15 protein-coding genes are annotated in these 19,881 nt (G+C 47.1%); 4 read left to right on the top strand and 11 right to left on the bottom strand.

The features are described from left to right. Window positions 1–2: 2 nt before the first annotated feature. On the bottom strand, window positions 3–2,870 hold the full coding sequence (locus CIK92_RS09130) for an ATP-dependent DNA helicase (RefSeq protein WP_094388882.1): 2,868 nt from the start codon (window positions 2,868–2,870) through the stop codon (window positions 3–5). 384 nt (window positions 2,871–3,254) lie between these two features. Here CIK92_RS09130 and CIK92_RS09125 point away from each other — a divergent pair, with 384 nt between their 5' ends. From CIK92_RS09125 to CIK92_RS09110, 4 genes are read left to right on the top strand one after another with little or no spacing between them, the layout of a single operon-like run. Further along, window positions 3,255–6,032 (top strand): UvrD-helicase domain-containing protein, encoded by a 2,778-nt coding sequence (locus CIK92_RS09125; RefSeq protein WP_094388881.1) that lies wholly within the window; start codon window positions 3,255–3,257, stop codon window positions 6,030–6,032. A gap of 8 nt (window positions 6,033–6,040) precedes the next feature. Continuing rightward, window positions 6,041–6,478: a LexA family transcriptional regulator gene (locus CIK92_RS09120; RefSeq protein ID WP_094388880.1), complete on the top strand. Its 438-nt coding sequence runs from the start codon at window positions 6,041–6,043 to the stop codon at window positions 6,476–6,478. A 2-nt stretch (window positions 6,479–6,480) separates the two neighbouring features. After that, the gene (locus CIK92_RS09115) at window positions 6,481–6,879 is read left to right on the top strand and encodes a hypothetical protein (RefSeq protein WP_094388879.1); all 399 of its coding nucleotides are present in this window, start codon (window positions 6,481–6,483) and stop codon (window positions 6,877–6,879) included. Window positions 6,880–6,900: 21 nt separating this feature from the next. Then, window positions 6,901–8,196, top strand: a complete 1,296-nt coding sequence (locus tag CIK92_RS09110) for a Y-family DNA polymerase (protein ID WP_094388878.1) — start codon at window positions 6,901–6,903, stop codon at window positions 8,194–8,196. Window positions 8,197–8,471: 275 nt separating this feature from the next. Here the strand turns inward: CIK92_RS09110 and CIK92_RS09105 are convergent, their stop codons facing one another. The 10 genes from CIK92_RS09105 to CIK92_RS09060 all read right to left on the bottom strand — a co-directional run bounded on the left by CIK92_RS09105 (window position 8,472) and on the right by CIK92_RS09060 (window position 19,877). Continuing rightward, the gene (locus CIK92_RS09105; protein ID WP_094388877.1) at window positions 8,472–10,118 is read right to left on the bottom strand and encodes a hypothetical protein; all 1,647 of its coding nucleotides are present in this window, start codon (window positions 10,116–10,118) and stop codon (window positions 8,472–8,474) included. Between the two features lie 46 nt (window positions 10,119–10,164). Continuing rightward, the gene (locus CIK92_RS09100; RefSeq protein WP_254046045.1) at window positions 10,165–10,821 is read right to left on the bottom strand and encodes a phosphoribosyltransferase; all 657 of its coding nucleotides are present in this window, start codon (window positions 10,819–10,821) and stop codon (window positions 10,165–10,167) included. Window positions 10,822–10,919: 98 nt separating this feature from the next. Continuing rightward, window positions 10,920–11,495: a hypothetical protein gene (locus CIK92_RS09095; RefSeq protein WP_094388876.1), complete on the bottom strand. Its 576-nt coding sequence runs from the start codon at window positions 11,493–11,495 to the stop codon at window positions 10,920–10,922. A gap of 38 nt (window positions 11,496–11,533) precedes the next feature. Continuing rightward, complete coding sequence (locus CIK92_RS09090) at window positions 11,534–12,496, bottom strand: hypothetical protein (RefSeq protein WP_094388875.1); 963 nt, start codon at window positions 12,494–12,496, stop codon at window positions 11,534–11,536. A 39-nt stretch (window positions 12,497–12,535) separates the two neighbouring features. Next, the gene (locus CIK92_RS09085; protein ID WP_094388874.1) at window positions 12,536–13,570 is read right to left on the bottom strand and encodes an ATP-dependent Clp protease proteolytic subunit; all 1,035 of its coding nucleotides are present in this window, start codon (window positions 13,568–13,570) and stop codon (window positions 12,536–12,538) included. A gap of 85 nt (window positions 13,571–13,655) precedes the next feature. Continuing rightward, window positions 13,656–14,063: a hypothetical protein gene (locus CIK92_RS09080; protein WP_094388873.1), complete on the bottom strand. Its 408-nt coding sequence runs from the start codon at window positions 14,061–14,063 to the stop codon at window positions 13,656–13,658. Between the two features lie 36 nt (window positions 14,064–14,099). Next, window positions 14,100–14,603, bottom strand: coding sequence for a hypothetical protein (locus tag CIK92_RS09075; RefSeq protein WP_094388872.1), 504 nt, complete (start codon window positions 14,601–14,603; stop codon window positions 14,100–14,102). 179 nt (window positions 14,604–14,782) lie between these two features. Next, window positions 14,783–15,400, bottom strand: a complete 618-nt coding sequence (locus CIK92_RS09070) for an antirestriction protein ArdA (RefSeq protein WP_254046044.1) — start codon at window positions 15,398–15,400, stop codon at window positions 14,783–14,785. Between the two features lie 1,077 nt (window positions 15,401–16,477). Then, complete coding sequence (dnaG, locus tag CIK92_RS09065; protein WP_094388871.1) at window positions 16,478–19,651, bottom strand: DNA primase; 3,174 nt, start codon at window positions 19,649–19,651, stop codon at window positions 16,478–16,480. After that, window positions 19,644–19,877, bottom strand: a complete 234-nt coding sequence (locus tag CIK92_RS09060; RefSeq protein WP_144289392.1) for a hypothetical protein — start codon at window positions 19,875–19,877, stop codon at window positions 19,644–19,646. The genes dnaG and CIK92_RS09060 overlap by 8 nt, the downstream gene beginning before the upstream one ends. Window positions 19,878–19,881 lie beyond the last annotated feature (4 nt).

The following is a 19,881-nucleotide window of genomic DNA, read 5'->3' as shown; positions in this document are numbered from 1 at the left end:
GTTTAACAATTAAAGTTGCAGAAGAAGCGTAGGTCACAGTCGGAGCAGTGACGCTCGTTTCTTCTGACATTCTCCATAGAGAAGTCTTTCTTCTCAATTTTGGAGACCACCTCCTCGAATGATTGTATGGTAGAATCCACGTTCTGCTGCTGATAGCGGAACGTAATGCGAGGGTTGCCATCCTCTACTTTCGGATAGTACAGATGCATTGCACTTACCTTGTGGCCATAACGCTGTTCAATAAGGTATGCATAGATTTCGAGTTGTCGGCGGTATTGGTTCAGGATTTGTCGTTTGTATTCGTCGCGAGTGTTCACATCCGGCTTGTCACCAGATTTGAAGTCCACAAGCTCCACAGTTCCATCTTCGCCCTCAACCAGGTCTATCTTACCCTTCAAGATATAATCTTCCTTAACAAGTGAGACATCCACTTCTGCCTCTTTTATGCGATGCCAGAACTCAGCATTCACATCGCGATAGTTCAAGACTTGTCGAAGGATGGCTTCACGCTGTGGTTCATTCAAGTAAGAATGTAGCTGCTTTATGAGAAGCTGGTAATTTGTATTGAACCACGATTCTATATTTTCGTTGGTCAGCAAATTACTTTCACCTCTGAGGACTGCTTTATGGATGTCCTCGATGGTCTGGTGCAACAGCGAGCCACCCATGGTAGAACCCTTCCGCTCCTCCACGAACTGAAGTTCCTTATAGAACTCGTACTGGCGTGGGCAGTTCTCGTAAAGCAAGATGTGAGAAGTAAAAGAGTACTCATGCTTTACATTAGTCGGCTTGACCTTAGCCAAATCAACCTTGTGCAAATCAACTTGTGGGGCATTCCATTTAGGAAGATTGTTCCAGTAATGGGCGAAGTAGGCAGAGGGAGTCTTGCGACCCGTTGACTGCTCGCAACCAGTCAGTAAGAGTAAGTTCTGTGCTCTCGAAAAAGCCGTATAGTAGAGACGTGCAAAATCGAAGTATTTAATTTCATCCAAAGGCTCATATATAGGCTTATGAAAATAATGCGTTTGCAGAATTTCGTCTAAATCTGTGTAACCCTTTGTTGGCACAGCATTCATCGAACCAACTATCGTGATTGGGAACTCCAACCCTTTCGACTGGTGGATGGTCATAAATGAGACGCAACCAGAGGGCAGCGTTTCATCAAAGTCCTCAAACTCAGACATACCACCTTGCACTAAGAAACGAAGGTAGTAGTTGAAGAAATTCTTCAGCACCTGTTCGATGTTCTTTGGCGTGAAAATAGTGATGCCATAGAGATATTCAAACTTCGACACAAGGCTGGTAAACATACCGATGTTATAAGCAGCGCGGAGGTCGGTCTTGTTTGCATCCAAATCAACCTTTAGGTATTTTGCGAATAAAGGATATTGGAACATACGATAAACCAAAGAAGTCATACCGTAGTCCGTTCCCTTATCAAGGAAAGCATGTTTCTGCTGAGTAGCCATCACCCATCTGATAAGGTCCTTGTTACCTTCCGGGTCTTCCTGCAATGTCTGTATAAAGAAGTCTGACCATTGAAGACAAAGCCCCGAAGTAGTAGTACCTTGCTCAAAGAGAGCTTCTACTTGTGGGAAGAGAGACACAAGACATCCCAGCATGAGACGAATTTCTTCACGCTCAAAGAACATGTCAGAGCGAGGAGAGAAAACTTTTATGCCGTTTTCCTCTAGGTAGTCTGCCAAGGCTTTGGCTTTGTCTGATTTGACAGAGCGGAAAAGGAAAGCTATTTGGTTGTAGTCGGTGATAATGTGCTCATTCTCCAGATAGCGAATGAAGCGCAGCACTTCAGCATGGTATTCTTCGGTGTCATTTTCCGCACTTAGGCGTAAAACAGTAGGAGTATCAGGGAAAATATCTTCACGAGGAACGATCGTCTTATCAAAACGGAATGTCTGGCCGTTAAATGTCCAAGTCTGGTTCTGCATCCACCGATTGTAAAACTCGATGATTTGAGGGTCAGAGCGGTAGTTAGTTTGCAGGAAGAATACCTTACATTCGCCTTCCGGGAAGTTCTTGTCAAACTCCAGGATATTTCGGATGGTGGCACCACGGAAACGATAGAGACCTTGGTCATCGTCTCCAACAACACAGATGTTATTGTTCTTTGAAGCAAGCATCAATAAGATGCGCTCCTGAATGGTGTTGGTATCTTGGTACTCGTCCACCATGAAATAACGCACCTTGTCTTGGATTTTAGACAGGACATCTGGGTGTTCGGTGAAGAGCTGGTATGTAGCAAACTGAATAGAAGAAAAGTCGAGAGCGTTTTCTTCTTCTAGGATTTGCTCATAGATAGAATAGCAAGCAGCAAGAGCCTTCACAGAAGGAAAGTCAGATTGTTTCAGTTGTTCGACATCAAGAATTTCCTCTGAAACGGTATTCAACTTTTCAGCGATGCTTGCAGCTTTCCTCCAGTAGGATACGCGGTGGTCACCTATTAACTCAGTTATATCTTCCACAGCCATAAACTCGTTTATATGGCGGAAGATCGTAAAGACCTGCTCGAATTGGTCAAAAAGGCGGTAAGAGCGTTTAAGGCGTGTGAACTCACGGTTTTCTTCCAGAAAGCGGAGGAAAATAGAATGCAATGTGCCGATGTACATTTCATTCAAGTTTGCCTGAATGCCGTTTTGCAAGAGGAGGTTAGATATACGAGTTATCAACTCCTTTGCGGCCTTTTCCGTGAAAGTACCGACCATAATCTCCTCAGGCTGCACACCTTTTTGTACAAGGTTAACTATACGATCAACGAGAGTCTTGGTTTTTCCTGAACCAGGACCCGCGATGACGAGGACAGGACCTTCAGTCTGGTTAACTATTTGTAGCTGGTCTTTATTTAACTCCATATTCAAAAAGGAACTCCCCCGACAGTGTCTCGACGGGCGACCAAACCCTTAATAACACTGCGGAGGAGTCTTTTATATTGTTTTGCCTTTCGGCTATTGAGGTCTATTTTCGAGCATGTGCGCGTATGCAGGTGCGTGTGCGCTCATGTATAACTTGCAAAAGTACAAATTTTCCCTGAGAAATCTCTAAAAGAGATTAGAATTTTAGCGTTCTTTATGTATTTCCGTAGCATTTTATTCTCTTAGCGACCGGAAAACGTCTTTTTTGACGCATAAAGAAGGGTAAAAACAGGGAATTTGGATAGCATCCGCGTTAAAGTACCTTTACGCTGGGAAAAAGTGCCCGAAAATTTGTACCTTTGCGTTCTAAAAAGGATTAGTTAGATGACTTACATAATAGCTGCCATCATAGCAGGCTTCCTTATATTGTTGACAATTCTTTGCACTGTAGTAAGGAAACAAAACACTGTAAAAAAATATCGAGCCATACTCGATAGGCTGCATGGTGTTTTGAAGAATGGTTGTGAAGAATTCAATTCGATAAGCAACCCTACAAAAGAACTGGGCGAAGATGAATTTCTCAAATTCAAAGAGAAATACAAATCACCTCTTCAAGAATTGAAGGACACTCTTGTTCACTGTCCTAAGAGTCTTATAACTGAAGAATTGGAAAATCTTATCATTGCGTATGATGGTATGGAAGCAAGATTTAACGAAAATAATCAGTGTTTCCATGCATTGGAAAATATAAAAAGAGATTTTACTCGCAGCTCAACTCAGTTGAACAGCTTATTATCAGAACAACATTATTTCGCATGTTCAGAGAAGGATGATTTCCTTAGTGATTGGAGAAGTTTGTTGGGAGATATATCTTTGGTTTTAAGAAAAGCGAAGGAGTATGTAACGAACCTTGATGATATTCAAAAGTATAATGAAACCATAGATGGCATTGTTAAAATACGGAAGCAGCATAATGTTCGCTATGTGCGCGATATGCTAGTAGAGAGGAAAGATTTCTTTGATAACGCTTTAGATTACCCTCTTGATGACCAACAAAGAACTGCAATCGTAAAACTGGAGGATAATGGATTGGTTGTCAGTAGCGCAGGAAGTGGCAAGACAAGTACTATCATTGGACGATGCAAATATCTTATCGAGCAAGAACATATCGAAGCAAATAAGATATTGCTTATATCATTCACGAGAAAAGCGGCAGAAGAACTTCGAGACCGTTTAGGTTACGAAGATGTTCAATGCAGCACTTTTCACGGATTAGCTTACAAGATATTATCCATTGTAAATGATGAGAAGCCATCTATAACAGATGAGGGATTGAAACTAAATGTTTTCAATAGGTTGATGAAAACAGAGCATTTTCGTGATGCTGTAATACATTACATCAACCACATGCAGCGTTTCATGTTGTTTGCCCATCAATATGAAACCGCAGAACAGTATTATGCCGATCGTAAGAAATACGGCATACAGTCTCTATATCGTGATATGCAGGGCGATATCAGTTTCACGAAAAGTGAGGAAGAGTATCAGATTGCCGTTTTTCTGACTGAGTTAGGCGTTTCTTATGTTTATGAGAAGCCCTATATCTATAAGACTTTCACAAAAGAGCATCGTCAATATCGCCCAGATTTTACCATCTATTGGACCGATTCAGCAGGACTTCTGCACACCGTTTATTTGGAGCATTATGCAATAGACAAGAATAATAGAGTACCACGCTGGTTTGGTGAAGGAAAAAAAGGTGGCTGGACAGAAGCAAATAGAATATATAATCAAGGCATCTTGTGGAAAGAGGAGCTTCATGCAGAGCATGGAACAACTCTTATAAAGACACATAGTTATGATTTTCATGAAAAAAGGATTAGGCAAGTTCTGATTGATGAATTACGACGTGTTGGAGTGCCTATTAAAGAACGAACCAGTGAAGAACTTCGCACGATGTTAGTTAGCCGTAGTAAGCAGATTGAAAAATCGGTAGTTCAGCTGATAACATCGTTCGCAAACCTTTTGAAAGCAAATCAGATAGATATAGATAAGCTCATCAGTGATTGTGAGAACGAAGATGAGAAACGCAACCGTTTCATTATTAAAGAAATTGTTAAACCATATTATGAGCAATACGAGGCTATTAAGCTCAAACGTGGTGAAAAGGACTTCACAGATTGTATAATAGAAGCTACAGAACTTTGTGAAGAAGGAAAGTGGCTTGAAGAATACTCTCACATTTTGGTGGATGAGTTCCAAGATATTTCCCTCGACAGATACAGGTTTTTACAGGCTTTAAGGAGTAAACGCCCTTTGACAAAACTTTTTTGCGTAGGCGATGATTGGCAGTCAATATATCGTTTCACTGGAAGCGACATGTCGCTTTTTAATGAGTTCCAACGCTATTTTGGCTATACAGAAGAAAGCCGTATTGAAACGACATACCGCTTTGGCAACCCACTTATGGATATTTCGTCTGAATTTATCCAAAAGAATCCAATACAAAAGAAAAAGAATTTGCGCCAGGGTAAAGCAGATGCTTTAACAAACCTATATTTCAAAGAAGTTGAAAAGGATGGAATGCTTGATGCTGTTTCTTCGATTATTGCAACCATTCCAGCAGAAGAGTCAGTATTGATTATTGGCAGATATATTTATGATGCTCGTTCAATCGGGTATGAGTTTCCTTTGAACGATGTAAATAGAAAAAACATATTCGTCAAAATAGGAGATAGAAAAGTTCAATACCTAACTTGTCATTCAGCGAAAGGGCTTGAAGCAGATCATGTTCTTTTGGTGAACTGCAATCAAGGAGTGTACGGCTTCCCTTCATTGGTTGAAGATGATCCATTACTCCGCTATGTTTTGAGCAATAAGGACGAATATGAGTATTCCGAGGAACGACGACTGTTTTACGTTGCAATAACAAGAGGCCGCAAAGATACTTACGTTCTTTACGAAAAGAACAATTCATCAATTTTTGTCGAAGAATTATATGATGTAACTCCAGATGAAATGGAGGTTTGCCCTGTCTGTAAGATAGGACACTTAGAACCTGTTAGAAGCAATGTGGCGAAAAACGGCACTCCATACACGTTGTATCGATGCAGCAATTATCAAGCTGGATGTGAATATCAAAAGTATGTTTTTGATAACTAATAGGAACAATGAAAAGTATAAAACTGATAAAGGGTGAGTTTGAAGAGAAGGTTGACCTTCTCTTAGCACCAGGCATTCGTGCCGGATTTCCTTCGCCTGCGGAGGACTACCTGCGTGAGAGCCTTGACTTCAACCGTGACCTGATACGCCATCCAGAAGCCACCTTCTACGGAAAGGTAGAGGGTGACAGCATGGAGGATGCCGGTATCAATAACGGAGATATAGCTGTTATTGACCGTAGCGTAGAACCTCAGCATGGGGACGTTGTGGTGGGCTATGTCAATGGAGAGTTCACTATTAAGTTTCTTGACTTGACTCACAGGGAAGAAGGCTATATTGAACTTCGTCCGGCCAACAAAAACTATCAACCTATCCGCATTGACGAGAACACCAAATTCGAGGTGTGGGGCGTAGTTGTTTGGACTATTAAGAACTGGAAAAGATAATTATGAATGAAGTGATAAACATCGACGAGAAGAACTACGGTGATTATCGAAACCTAAACATCGTCGCCTTTTCTCTTGCTTTTGGGGGAGCCATGGGCAGCCCCGGGGAGATTTTGGTTGTTTCCAAAGAAGCACTTGTTTATAGCATGAATTACGTTTATGGGAACATGACAATTGAAATGTGCTTTGAAGTCTGTCCTCCATTGAAAGATTGCAAATTTGGAATGTTTGATGTAGAAAAAACACCGAAAGGATGGAAGGGGGCAAGATTAGGTATGGGCAATTTTTTAGTTCTTGCAGAACCCATATATAATCACCTTAAAGGTGAACTTCTCGAAATACCGCCTCATATTCTATATGGCAAATGGCTGGGCATGGTATTAGATTGTATTAAGAAGTGATAATGCAAGATTTGTGAACTTATGTACGGCATCGTGGACTGCGATAACTGCTATGTCTCGTGCGAAAGAGTCTTTCGCCCAGACCTGAACGGAGTACCCGTTGTTGTTTTGTCGAACAACGACGGTTGCGTAGTGGCCCGCAGCAACGAGGCAAAGAAGATGGGCATCAAAGCCGGAACTCCTTATTTCCAGCTTGCCCAGCAATTCCCCAATCAGAAGATAGCCGTGTTCTCCAGTAACTACGAGCTATATGGTGAACTCACGGGGCGAGTAGTGGAGATTATCCGTCAGGAAGCCCCTGCCTATTTCCGCTACAGCATCGACGAGTGCTTTGTCTATTTCGATGGTTTTGCGGATGCAAACCTGAAGGAATGGGGCGAGAACCTGCACAAGCGCATCAAGCGCAGTGTCGGTATGCCAGTCAGCATCGGCCTTGCCCCGACAAAGACCTTGGCGAAGATGGCCAGTCACTTCGCGAAGAAGTACCCTGGCTATCGTCACTGCTGTCTCATCGACACCGACGAGAAGCGGAAAAAGGCGTTGAAACTTTATCCCATAGATGAAGTGTGGGGCATCGGACGGAGGTATGCCGCCAAGCTGCAGAGCCTCGGAGTGCAGACGGCCTACGACTTTGCAGAGCACCATGGGGGCTGGGTGCGCACTATCTTCAATAACATTGTCATCTATAGAACATGGCAGGAACTCAACGGTGTGGATGCCGTGCCCAATGAGGAGATGGCAAAGAAGAAAAGCATCTGCACGAGCCGTAGTTTCACTGGCATGGTGACTGACCTTGACACATTGAAGACCCATGTCTCGAACTATGCTGCGCGATGTGCTGAGAAACTGCGACAGCAAGGCACTGTTGCCAGTATTGTCAGCGTGTTCCTTTACACCAATGCTTTTCGTGAAGACTTGCCTCAGTATTGGAACTTTAGGGAGAAACGGCTGACTGTTGGCACCAACAGCACCATTGACATAGTGAAAGCCGCCAACGAAGTGCTGGAGAGCATCTACATTCAAGGCTATCACTATAAGAAAGCCGGTGTCATCGTCATGGGCATTGGTCCCAATTCGCCCATGCAGTTAGACCTGTTTGACTACAATGCCGAACAGTTTCAGAAGATGAAACGGCTTGATGCAGTCATCGACCGCATCAACAAAGTCAATGGTACCGAGACTATTGTCCTTGGTAGTCAGCAGTACACACAGAAGGACGGCAAGGGTAAAGCCGAAGTCTTTGCCAACGCCATAAAACATGACTTCAGAAGTAAGAATCCGACTACAAGGTGGAGTGATATTATAAAGTTAAAATAAGCAAATTACGTTAATAAAACATAAATCTTTATTCTTTTGAAGGTACATAAAACGCCTGAAAAAGAAGCAGAATTTGGCTAATTCTTTATAAAGCAAAGAGTTAGCCAAATTTCTTTGATTTCATTCGGGTAAACCTGAAACAGCATTTTGCCCGCATTGTATGTTACATATTCGTCAAACATACAATAGCGCAATGTGCTTCGTGGGGAAGTACAGGGAACCCATCTTTTGGGCAGTGGAGAACATCTTAGATATAGAGGCAGTGGTGGAATTCATTATACCACTCCTCCTACATCTACTGTGTTGAAGGTATCACTCTGTGGGAACTTCTCACAACCAATATACAACGTATCGAAGGCATCTGTGCCGTCGGTACGGTGTTCAAGCAGGTCCTCTTCCGTCTCAGCCAGCTTTTCACCGGCTTTGTTCTTGTGAAATCCATTGCGCCCACGGCTAACGCCCGCCGCCTGAACAGCGAGGATAAGGTCATCGTTATTCTGGCGGTTGAAGAACGGCATGAGCCGTTGCTTCCCTGCGAAAGCCTGGTTGATGAGTAAGTATTTCTCATCATGTCGCATCGGATTTCCGAGATACACGTCAATGACCGTCCATCCATGGCGTTCAAACTCATGGATGATCACCCAACGAAAGTCCTGTTCGTTGACCGCATAGTTTGACCCCAGGGCCGTAGTGTCATAATAGAAAATCACCGTCTTATTCTGGTGAAAAGCGTAGTACTGGCAGAAGTCGTCAATGAGAGCGGGAAGTTTCCGCTCGAATTTGACGTAGAACGACTTCAGGACGTTCAGCCTTCTGCCCGACGGCTGACCTGCAACAATCCAGTTGATGTTCGCGTTATAGTCCATGCCGATGCAGATAGGAGCGAGAGGGTTGCAGTCGCGGTCAGCGCGGCAATCCAGTTCACCGCTAAAGCTTTGCGCCTCATTCTCGGCATAGAACGACTGCGCCACCTCATCGAGGTATTCAAAGTTAGAAGCGTCGTACTTATGCCGCTCCTTCATGGAAGAGTAGAAGCCATCCTTTGCGATGCCTATGCGTTGGCATAGAATGGAAGTCTGGAATGTCAGCGGCGTAAGGTCGCGCTTCATCTGTCGGATGTAATTCTCGCCGAGCAGCTGCAAGTTCTCGATGGAAGAATACTCTTTGTAGTATGTCGCTACAGAACGCAGTTGATTCAGTTGCCTGTCCTTGTGCCGCAGCTGATAGATCCAGGCACGAGGAATTTTCTGCCCATCAGCCTTGGCTTTCTTCATCCGTTCCTTCAGCTTCCAGATGTCATACACCAGCCCCTCAATGGCCCGTATCACCTCCACGTCCATCTTCTCTTTGTAGTGCAGGAACCAAGACCCTTTCTGTGTCTGCGGCATATCCGAGAGAATCAGGATAGAGTGATTGCACGAATGACGTCCGAAGTGTGACTTGATACCACCATTCGCCGGAAGCGTCTCGTCCTTCAGGCGGTTGTAATCAATGAACTTCGCTTCGTCAATCAGCAGCCACGAAAGGGTCAGGGAGTTTGAGGAGCCCGGCCTGTCCTGTGAGATAATCACAGCACACGAGCCGTTATAGAACGAAATCACATGTTCAAACTCCGCCGGCTCAATGATAGGCTTCGCAAACGTCTTCGGCGGTTTCCGTCCGATGACATAATGCACGCCCCGGATATAACCCCATCGCTTCCATGCCGCGAACAACCCCGGCAGCGTGTTTGTCAGGCCATGCTTGAATGTCGGTACCACGATGCCCCCTGTGCTGCCAGGCATCCGTTGCATGTTGCGCAGTACAAACGGAGCCGCTATAGAGTCCGTTTTTCCTGTTCGTCGGCCAGCCACGATAACCGAGATGTTCGCTCCGATGAGTTGCGTCAGACGCTGTGGCTTGTTGAAATAGACTTTATTCATGAGGTGGACAAAATGCTTCTGAGGTAGTGACGAAAAACAGTGATTTTTAGAGCTTATTATTGATTCCGCAGATGAAAATCGGATTCTTCCCCTCTTTGAGGAGCAGATTCTTCATCGACTGGAGCGTAGAACCCGTAGTGACAAAATCATCAAACACGATGACATTCCCTTCGTGTGGGATGTTGTTTGCGTCAAACACAGCCCCGATGCGCTGCTTCGAGCGGCAGTGAGCGCAATCGAAGTAAAAGGGAATGCCCAGCTCTGCAGCCAGACCTTCTGCGATGCGCGAAGCAAAATTCCTCTCCTTGTGCCTTCGCATCGGTGTTGTCACCAACGCCCATGAGCCATTACCGAGATGAAACCCAATCATCTCGTGAATGACCGGCACCAAGTTCTCAATGAAGAACGGCACCATTGAGTCATCCGATTTGATGTCAGTGAGGGTACGTCCGAACACCGACTTCTGCCAAATCGTGATGAAGTTAGTGGAAGCCCGTCGGGTAAGGCGCAGGTGGTACTGGAAATCACACCGTGCCTCCTCCGACTTATCCCATGCCTTTCGGGACTTCGCGCTGAATAAGTCCTTGCCAGCAGGGGCATTTTCAGAGAGTGAGAAGTCCGGCATTCCGGGCACTACAATCTCCGAGGTTATCGAGCCGATGTCCTCGGGAGAATGGATTTCATTGAGCAGTTCTTCAATCATGCTGAGCGTTAAAAAGTCAAACTTAAAATACCCGACGATGTATCACACACCATCGGGCATCCTGTATAAAAATTTTTTAGCACGTTATTGAGTGGGAATCACTCTTCGAAAGCGTTGCAGTCGATAGTCCCTTCCTCCGTGTCAAGGGTACCCATGTAGAAGGGAGATGGAACCTCGTCCGTAGCTTCCACAGAGATAGTGGTGGACGTAGCCCCGGTAGGGCCTTGTCCGTTATCCTGTGCGACGGTCGTCTTGGTAATCCACTTCTCGCTACCCACGACGCGGAAATAGCCCTTGGTATCCTCCACGACAAACACGTTGTCGCTGTTATTGAGGTAGCAAGCAGCAGCCGATGCTTCAGGACCTACGCCCGGATGCACTGCAGTCAGTTTGTTCAACTGCGTCTGCGAGGGTACTTCACCCTGTGCCTCCGAGGTCAGTTGCGACTTATCCGCCAGGATGTCGATGAACTTCCATTTCGCATCAGCCACGAGGGTGAAGCTACCTGAGAGAACAGCCGTATTCGCCCTGCGGTTGTCCTCCCTGCTATAGGGAGGCCATTTAGCGATTTGGCTTTTAGCGATATAGTAGATGCGCTTTCTGATGCCAGGCAGCTCAGGCGTGCCCATGCACCATTCGAGCGACTTTTGAAGGGGAGAACATTCTACAGCCATAACATTCAAGTTGAAAGTTGAAAAATGAAAGTTGAAAGTTAGCCCGCCAGCTCAATGACCTTCATTCTGCGCTTGTCGATAGACTCGAACTGACAGCCGAAGAACATAGTGGCGATGTAAGAGAGGATGAAAGGCTCGTACTTCTCCACGGTCACCGATTCGACGTCACCCATCTGGTCATAGCCCACGAGCATGTTTGTCTTCGGTGCGATATGGATGTAGTTAGAGCCAATCTTGTTATAGAGCGGCACGATATGCAGACGGCCATTGCTGCCCTCGACGGTGGTCTGCTGGTACTGCGTGTTGTAGGTGACGCCCCCGTGGTTGAGCAGATAGCTCTCATTGTAGGCATCCGCGAACTCCTGAGTGCAGTACATATTCAGATCCATTGCACGCAGGCGCGGGTCGAGAGAGAAGAGGATATCCTTTGCGATGTCGCACGCATTGTCCTTGGTGATGGTGTCCGTCAGTTTGAGGTAATTGCCCTCTTCCTTGGACAGCTTGCCCGCTGTGACCTCTGCCTTGGTGATGGTATCGAAGCCATCGAAGAGGTCCATTGTGGTGTCACCGGCTGCGTTACGTTTGCCAGCCCAGATAGCCGCATTGAGGTGTTCCGAGAGACCACGCGCGATAAGCGCCAGTACATGAAGTGCTGTGGGAGCCTTCATCTGCCCGTCGCCCTTAGTGTCGCCGATTTGACCGAGCAGTGTAGAAACCGCGGTGTTCGGTTCAAACTTGGCCACGACACTACCCATGAATGTCTCCAGGGTGCGGTAGTCCACATTGAGATTGAAGTCCGTGGAGCGCGAGGGCTTGTAAGGGCCGAACTGTGCATCTCCGGACAGAGCGCCCACATTCTCCTTATAGCGTATGCCAGGGCGAGCAGTCATGTACTGCAGCGTGTCCTGAATACCGATGATGGGCAGCATGAGGAGGTCCTTGCGGTACTTGGTTGCCGCTTCCTTGAACTCCTCCGGCGTAAATTGAAGTTTTCCTGCCATGATGATGAATGATTATAGATTTGAGATTAGGGAATAGAGTCAGCCGATGGAGTCAAACAGCGCCTTTGCGCGGTTGAACGTGTCGCAGTAGTCTTCAGCTGAAGAACGCTCAGACATTTTATTCTCCTTCTTCTCGTCCTCTACGACGTGAGAAGTAGAATCGCCCGGAGCCTTCTTCAGTTCCGCTATCTGTGCCTGGAGTGATGCAATCACCGTATCTTTAGCGGCCAGAGCCTCGCGGTGTGCCTGTTCCAAAGCGGTGATGCGCTCCTCGGCGGACTGTTGTGTGCTTTCCTGTGTTGTTGTTTCCTGCTGTGCCGATGCTCCAGGAGCCTGCTGTTGCTGCTGCTCCTGCTGTTGGTTGTTTGGATTCATGTCAGATTGAGAGTTAGAGTTAGACTTAAATAGATTTGTCAGTGCCTCGATGAAGCGAGAGAGCAGAGGTGTAGGCTGCACCTGCGAAGCCAGTTGTGCAGGCACCGGAATGCCCGACGAAGCCATGTCTGCGGCGATGCTGTCCGTGATAACCGGTGCAGCATCCTCGTCGTAGTGGGTGATTTCATCCACGAAGCCCCATTCCAGTGCTTCCTGTGCGGTGAGCCATCCCCCTTTCTTCATCAGTGCCAGCAGTTCGTCCTGTGACTTGTTGCACTTGTCGGCATACATCTGAGCGACATTCGCATCCATTTTCTCCAGGTCGGACTTCATCTGCTTTGCTTCCTTGATGATGTCCGCCAGCTTGTCGCTGTTCGCTGATGCCCAGCGGAAGAACTCCATGGAGCATTTGTGAACGAGATACATGGCCGACGAGTCGATGGTGACGTGCTTGGCACCGAGTGAAGCGATGGTAGCCGCCGATGCATTCATGCCTACGAAATGCACATGCACGTTACCATGGTTGCGGAATGCTGCCACGATAGAAAGTGCCGTTGCCAGCGACCCACCCAGTGAGTCGATGAGCACATGCACTTCCGTATCGGGATTGCGGTTAAGGACATAGTCCACATAATCGCTGTCGAAGTCATATCCTCCGACATACCCTTTGAGGTGAAGGTGGTATTTTGATTTAGCCATAAAAAAAGAGTACCTTATGCGTTATGATGCAAAAGTACTCCTTAATAAATAGGTAGGAAAAGACAGGGTTAGGCGTGGAAAACCCTTATACAGAGCAGGGAATGAGCGATTTTCTGCGTGTGAACGATACCTTGTAAGCCTTGATGTTCGTTTCCTTGTCAATCGTAGCCGTTTTCTCCACCATCGGGTGCGGAGCTTCCCGTGTCCCGATGAGAAACGTTGCCCCTTGTGCATCCTTGATGACGAAAGCCAGGTGAGGAAACTGCTTGATGTCAGCCGTAGAAGAAAACTGCAGCACCGTTTTCTCCGAGTAGCCACCATTGACGTATTCCTGTTCCGCCTCGCATTTTGCGGTGCCATAGTGCTCTATGGCCGTTGGGATAGGGAATACCCCGATAGGGATGCCAGCCATGAACTTCTCGGTGATGTTCGGCGGAAGTTCGCTGCATGGCACGGTGGAGATACCGACGATGTTAGGTAAGGACTGATGCATAAGTGGACAAAAGCTGTTTGAGGTAGTGTAAAAATATCATTCTTTCTTGCGATGTTTGCTTGTCTTGCGGTCTGTCAGCCGGTTATTCGGGCAATATACAGCCCTTTTCCGCTGTAAGATTTTCGCGATGGTGTTCCAGTTCGTATCATCATCCTGAATGCCGTTATCCGCCATCCATTGTGAGATAGTGATGTCCGTCCGCTTCACCACATTTCCTACGGTGTGCAGATCCTTCCAGAGCGCCACCTTGAAGCGGTTGCGGATGCAGGCATGAAGACACACCTCCCCACGCGGCGGCAGGTAGTTATAAGTGCGTATGTCCTTATGCTTGAAATAAGGCAGCACAATCTCCACCTGTCCGGGGAGCAGTTTTGTCTGTGGGCGATAGTCAGGGTCTGTCGGTTGCTTTTTGAGGAAAAGCTCCAGCAGGTCCGCTTCCGCAGACCCCCGTTTGATACGAATGGGGTATTCCCCTCCGTGGTGGTGACAGAGCCACTGGGCGAGGTACGGTTCAAGTGAGAGAAAAACAGTATAGACCATAGGCGTTGTTTAGGGGACAAAGATACCAAAATTTTACTTGAATGGAACAAGACAAGTGCTTGAAAACGAGCGAAAATAACTCTTTTTAATAAAGTTTTTCCGACCTGTCAAACCATGTCCACGGAGCATAAAAAAAGGGATGCTTTTCGCACCCCTGGACAACATCAATATATTCCGAGTCAGAAGACCCGGAATACATGACTGTTGTACCCCATTTCGTAATCACCCATAAACAAATCTCTTGCGAAGGCTTCGTAATCGAAGTAAGAAGCCAAGCTGCCCATTGTCCTCTCGATGTCATAGCATTCATGGATGATGTGCTCAGCGAAATCTACCTTTGAAGAAAACTGCCCGCAATAAGCTTCGCGGAACTTCTCCAAATCGTAATCATGTCCGAGATCCAGGTAATCATCGAAGGCCTCCCTGTCATTCTCTTCCAGCCTGGCATATTCGAGAATCTTATCGAAGGTGTCCTCACCCATGCAGCTCTCACAATAGAGAGATTCAGGGAAGCCCTCGTAATCTTGAAACATCAGCTCTGGATCCTCTTCATCAGCATGAAGCTGACGGCATACATCAATAAATTCATCGTAGCTATCGAACTTGGCTATGTCCAGCCATGCACCGAAGATACTACCTTCGTTATACTTGCGATACGTGCCGCAATAAACACTCGGGGAACCATCGAGTTCGGAGCCGTAGGCATCCAATATCTCCTGTAATGTCATCACCTCAGCCATCGGCTGTTCTTCCTGTGCTTGCTGAGAAGCTGTCTGAATGGAAACTAAATCTTTCATTTCTTTAGAATTTGATTGTTATACATGCCCCGAAGGGAAGATTATTTTACGGTGCCTAAAGAATTTAGCGAGGAAAGAGACAACCAAGAATTTGCCAGCAAAATCACGAAAAACCTTATTTATGCAGTAAATCAGGAAAGCGTGTTGTGATTTTGTGCCAGCAAATAAGGCACTGGTATTGGGCGTAAACGGCTCGCATTAAATTTGCAGCGGAAAATGATGTTACCGGCTCGTTCGGGGACGTATGACATGAAATCAAAACTAAAGAGCGAAATGAAGCAAGATGTGTTCCCAGACCGCTTGCAGCCAGGAGAACCGCCGAGAATGGCGTGAAAGATGCCATAAGGAGATAGGCTATATAACGTGGATGGGCGTGTGTGCGCGTGCGCGTATATTAAATTAGGTAGTAGGTGCAGGGCAGTTTCGGTGTTACGATACCACTCTTGCCGTCCGTGCCGATGAAGCCAGTGCTGCAAGATAGAGGCTGTATCTCTGTGAGGGCAAATGGAGGATGCTGAATGAGCGCAGCCGATGACGGAAGCCTACGAAACCCCTTGGCATGACTACTGGAAAGTGCGAAGCAGGGCAGTGTGGTAGATTGCACATCAGCTGTGACAACGAGAGGGCAGGCATGAATAAAGGCTATGGGCAAAGAGATTTGAGGTGTAGAAATGGAAAAAATAATTCCTCGCGCACGAGACACCTTTTGAGCTGCAACAAGCGCAACAAACGGCTTTGCTTTCTATTCTATTGATAAACAATAAGATAGAAAGAATAAATTCTGCAACAATCCCAAAACAATGTTGCAGAATATCCCCATTTGTTGCAAAGCCGGAGTTTTGTTGCGAAATGTTGCAAGATGTTGCTGTGATAAAAGCATCCAACTCCTTTGTTTATAGTATGTTGCATTTGTTGTAAATGTTGCATACTTTTCTATCCCAAAATTCGCAGAGCGCAAAAACAAAAAAACAACCACGTGTCTCCCGACAGGTGGTTGCCTTGCAGTATGAAAAGAAAGCCTTTGAGTACTGCGATGATGACTTACAAAATCATTGACTATATATATTGTTTAACCTTTCAAAACGGCAATTCCCCTTGTTGGGGGTTAGCATCTTCCTCATCTTCCTTGTGTGCCGTGTCCTCTGCATTGTCCGACGCACGCTCCAGGTTGATGTTAAATGACTCGGCCAGCATTCGGTAGTCGAAGCAGTACGACCGTTGCACCGTGGAAGCCTCCTTGCTTTGTTCTCCCACTTTTTGGTATTGCAGGATGCCATGGTGATACACCTTGTAGCGAATGCCCGGCTTCTCACCGAGATATTCGCGGCAGTGTTCGAGGTAGTATTTCAGTGACCCCTCCGGCAGCAGCGTGTCACCAACTGCCTTGCCGTTCTTCTTATATAACATGAACAGGCGTGTCTTCTGAATATAGAGAACGGGGCGTGTCTCGCTCCAGTTCACGTTAGCGATGTTTGTCTTCAGGTGGCGCACGTATTCTATACGGAAGTCGCCACCTTCAATGATTTCCCCTTCGCTCATCAGATACTGCACCATGTTCCAGAACGCCGCCAGTTCATTGTTCTGCTTGCACTGAGCATTTTGGAACTTGATACCCTCGACGCAGATCTCCAGCATCTGCTTATAGGAGAGTGATGTATCAAGGTCTGTTTCCAGGCAGTGGAACACCGCCAACGGCGCCACCCAGTTCAGAAGGATGCGGTCTTCTATCACGAGGTCAGCCAGCTGTGCTGAAACCTCGTCCATCGTCCTTTGGTAGATGGCCGGGAAGTCCGCTTCAATCTTGTGGCGTAGTTTCAGGATTTCCAGTGTCAGATGAGACATCCCTTGCTGGCGTATATTCTTCAGCTCCTGATAATTCTTCTTCTCCTCGTTCGAGAATGTAGAAGTAGAGAACGACAGGAAGATGAGACGCGAGAATAGCGCGATGTCCGCCGTTGGCATCTCCTGACCGGAGAGGATGATACCCGCATCGACAGAAGTAGTCTCTTTCTTCTTGTCCAAGTCCATATTCATGCGTGTGCGTCCAGTACCATCCCACAAGCCTTTCAGAAACTCATGCTTGTTGATGTCCAGGTTATTTTTGTACTCATCAATATGGACCAAGGCATTCGCCACCGCTGCCACCGTATCATTAAGTGCCGGCAGTGTCGAGTTCTGGATGTTCGGCGGTACGTTCTCGATGATGAAGAACGACATCAGCGTGTGGCCCAGCTCCGACTTACCCGAACCCTTCGGGCCGAAAAGATTCAGGATAGGGAATGAGCGTGTGGAGCGTGTCACCACATCCCTGAACAGCGTAGCCAAGAGGAAGAGGAACCCCACGCGTCCGTTATTCCCGAACACCTTAAACAGTTGGTCGGTAAACTGCCGTAGCGGCACCGAAGAGTACCCAATATGAATAAAGCGACGCTCAAACTGAAACAGTTTGATGTCGTCGCGGTAAATCTTCGAGTTCGCAGGGAGGTAGAAATTCCCCTTATCTTTGATGCGCACGATGCCGAAGTCATCCACTTTCAGGAAGCGTCCGTCATGGAAGATGCCATTGCCGAAAGCATAGAATCCTTGCCGCTGCCATCCAAGCTGCGTAATCATGATGGCCGTTTCCGTCTTCTCATACAGGAACGCCTTCAGTTTTGTCAGTTCGCGCTCCGTGGCCTTCCACAGGAAATTACCCAATCCCTCGATGCGCTGCTTGAACTTAGCGATAGAAACCAGGTCCTCCTGCTTCATTTCTATAAGCTCTTCCGTTCCGAATACATTCTTCAGCTTATAGATACGCTTCGGATTGACGCTGTCCTTGATGTGGAAAAGCGGAGTCATTGTGAAATTGCTCCACTCGAAGTAGCCGCCATTCTCAGAGATCGAGTAGTAGTACTTATCCTTCTCTACGTTGAAGCCGAACTGCCGGTAAAGGGCAGAGTCCTTTTCCGCCTTTGCCTTCTCTTCCTCCTCTGCAGCTGCTTTCCGCTGCTTGTCCACCGCCTTCTTCCACATCGACTTCCCTGCAGCAAAGCGTGTCAGCTGGGCGATATACATCTCAATCGTGGTGTCATCCTCGATGAGTGCCATGAGCGAAGCCACCTGCTTGATGACCTTACCCTGCTGCTCCGTGGTCATGCCCTCCTCAAAGAGATAGGCCGCCAGCCAGAGGATGAAGTCCTGCTCCTCGATAGAAGCAAAGATATTCCGGCTTGTGCAGAACGTATCAGGATCCTGTTTCTCCTCCGTGACGGGAATCTGCTTCACTGACACCGAGAACCCGTGTCGCATGGCCAGCTCTCCGGACTTCATCACTGCTTTGATGCCAGGACCAAAACGCTCGTTTGGCTTGGGTGGGTCAGCATCCGGCAAGAAGCACAGATGCGAGGCACAGCGTTTCAGCAGGGTAAAGTGTTCCTCCGTCCATGCTGTACCTAATGGAGCCACCGTATTATGAATGCCTATGCTCTGAAGCCGCATACAATCCGGTGCTCCTTCCACGAGGTAGAACCTTTCCGTCCGTGCTGCTTCACGCCACGCCGTATCGATGCCGAATACAGACTTCGACTTGTTGTATATGAGACTATCCTTGCTGTTCATATACTTAGCCTGAGAAGCATCGTCGAAAGCCCGTGCCGTGAAGCCGATGATATGCTGCTGTCTGTCACGGATGGGAATGGTAATACGGCCACAGAAGAAATCAAATCCTCCACGATTCTTCAGGTGCAGCTCCTCTGCCACCTCTGGAGCGATATGCACCGCATCGACGAGGTGCGCATCTGCAGGGCAGTACCCGACACCCCGAAGCTCGCAGTATTCCTTGCCCCATCGTTGGTAGGCATAATCGCGTGCTGCTTTATGGCTTAGCAACTGCCGCTGGTACTCCTTGGCAAGAAGGTCGTGTGCAATCCACATCGCTTCCTTCTTGCGCTGTGTTTCCTGTTCCTCTGCAGATGGCTCCGATTCTTCAATTTCGATATTGTATTTCTTCGCCAGTGTGCGGATGGCCTCGGGGTAGGTCATATTCTCATGCTTCATGAGAAAGCCCACACTGTTACCTTGTTCCCCGCAGCCGAAGCACTTGTAAGTGCCCGTCTCGGGGAACACAGCAAACGAAGCCGTCTTCTCTGAATGGAAGGGGCAGCAGGCGAAGTACCTCACGCCGCGTTTCTTCAGCGTGACGTAATCGCCCACCACATCGAGGATGTTGCAGCAGTCCAGAACCCTGTCTATGGTCTGTTGTTTAATCATCGTCGTCCATTATCTCCTCATAGGGAAGACCCGTATAATAAGCCGTACCTTTATTGATAAGCCATGCCACGAGATGATGGTCAATCAGCTCATATTCAAAAGTCAGTTTCTTCAGGCCCTCAATGACACCACCCACGACTATGTTCACGGGCAACCCATGTTCCTGATTCAGCTCCAGTATCTTAGAAGCAATCTTCGGTTGCACGAGGCATTCCTTTGTTTCCATTTTC

This window comes from Prevotella sp. P4-67 (assembly GCF_002251325.1).
Lineage (GTDB): Bacteria > Bacteroidota > Bacteroidia > Bacteroidales > Bacteroidaceae > Prevotella.
Note: the sequence above shows the minus strand (reverse complement) of the source record. Positions and strands in the feature narration are given on the sequence as shown.

Bases quoted from the DNA above. Each gene is read 5' to 3' on its own strand.
- CIK92_RS09115 (WP_094388879.1), top strand. From the start codon at position 6,481: ATGAATGAAGTGATAAACATCGACGAGAAGAACTACGGTGATTATCGA.
- CIK92_RS09105 (WP_094388877.1), bottom strand. From the start codon at position 10,118: ATGAATAAAGTCTATTTCAACAAGCCACAGCGTCTGACGCAACTCATC.
- CIK92_RS09125 (WP_094388881.1), top strand. From the start codon at position 3,255: ATGACTTACATAATAGCTGCCATCATAGCAGGCTTCCTTATATTGTTG.
- CIK92_RS09110 (WP_094388878.1), top strand. From the start codon at position 6,901: ATGTACGGCATCGTGGACTGCGATAACTGCTATGTCTCGTGCGAAAGA.
- CIK92_RS09100 (WP_254046045.1), bottom strand. From the start codon at position 10,821: ATGATTGAAGAACTGCTCAATGAAATCCATTCTCCCGAGGACATCGGC.
- CIK92_RS09085 (WP_094388874.1), bottom strand. From the start codon at position 13,570: ATGGCTAAATCAAAATACCACCTTCACCTCAAAGGGTATGTCGGAGGA.
- dnaG (WP_094388871.1), bottom strand. From the start codon at position 19,651: ATGATTAAACAACAGACCATAGACAGGGTTCTGGACTGCTGCAACATC.
- CIK92_RS09070 (WP_254046044.1), bottom strand. From the start codon at position 15,400: ATGAAAGATTTAGTTTCCATTCAGACAGCTTCTCAGCAAGCACAGGAA.
- CIK92_RS09120 (WP_094388880.1), top strand. From the start codon at position 6,041: ATGAAAAGTATAAAACTGATAAAGGGTGAGTTTGAAGAGAAGGTTGAC.
- CIK92_RS09090 (WP_094388875.1), bottom strand. From the start codon at position 12,496: ATGGCAGGAAAACTTCAATTTACGCCGGAGGAGTTCAAGGAAGCGGCA.
- CIK92_RS09080 (WP_094388873.1), bottom strand. From the start codon at position 14,063: ATGCATCAGTCCTTACCTAACATCGTCGGTATCTCCACCGTGCCATGC.
- CIK92_RS09095 (WP_094388876.1), bottom strand. From the start codon at position 11,495: ATGGCTGTAGAATGTTCTCCCCTTCAAAAGTCGCTCGAATGGTGCATG.
- CIK92_RS09060 (WP_144289392.1), bottom strand. From the start codon at position 19,877: ATGGAAACAAAGGAATGCCTCGTGCAACCGAAGATTGCTTCTAAGATA.
- CIK92_RS09075 (WP_094388872.1), bottom strand. From the start codon at position 14,603: ATGGTCTATACTGTTTTTCTCTCACTTGAACCGTACCTCGCCCAGTGG.
- CIK92_RS09130 (WP_094388882.1), bottom strand. From the start codon at position 2,870: ATGGAGTTAAATAAAGACCAGCTACAAATAGTTAACCAGACTGAAGGT.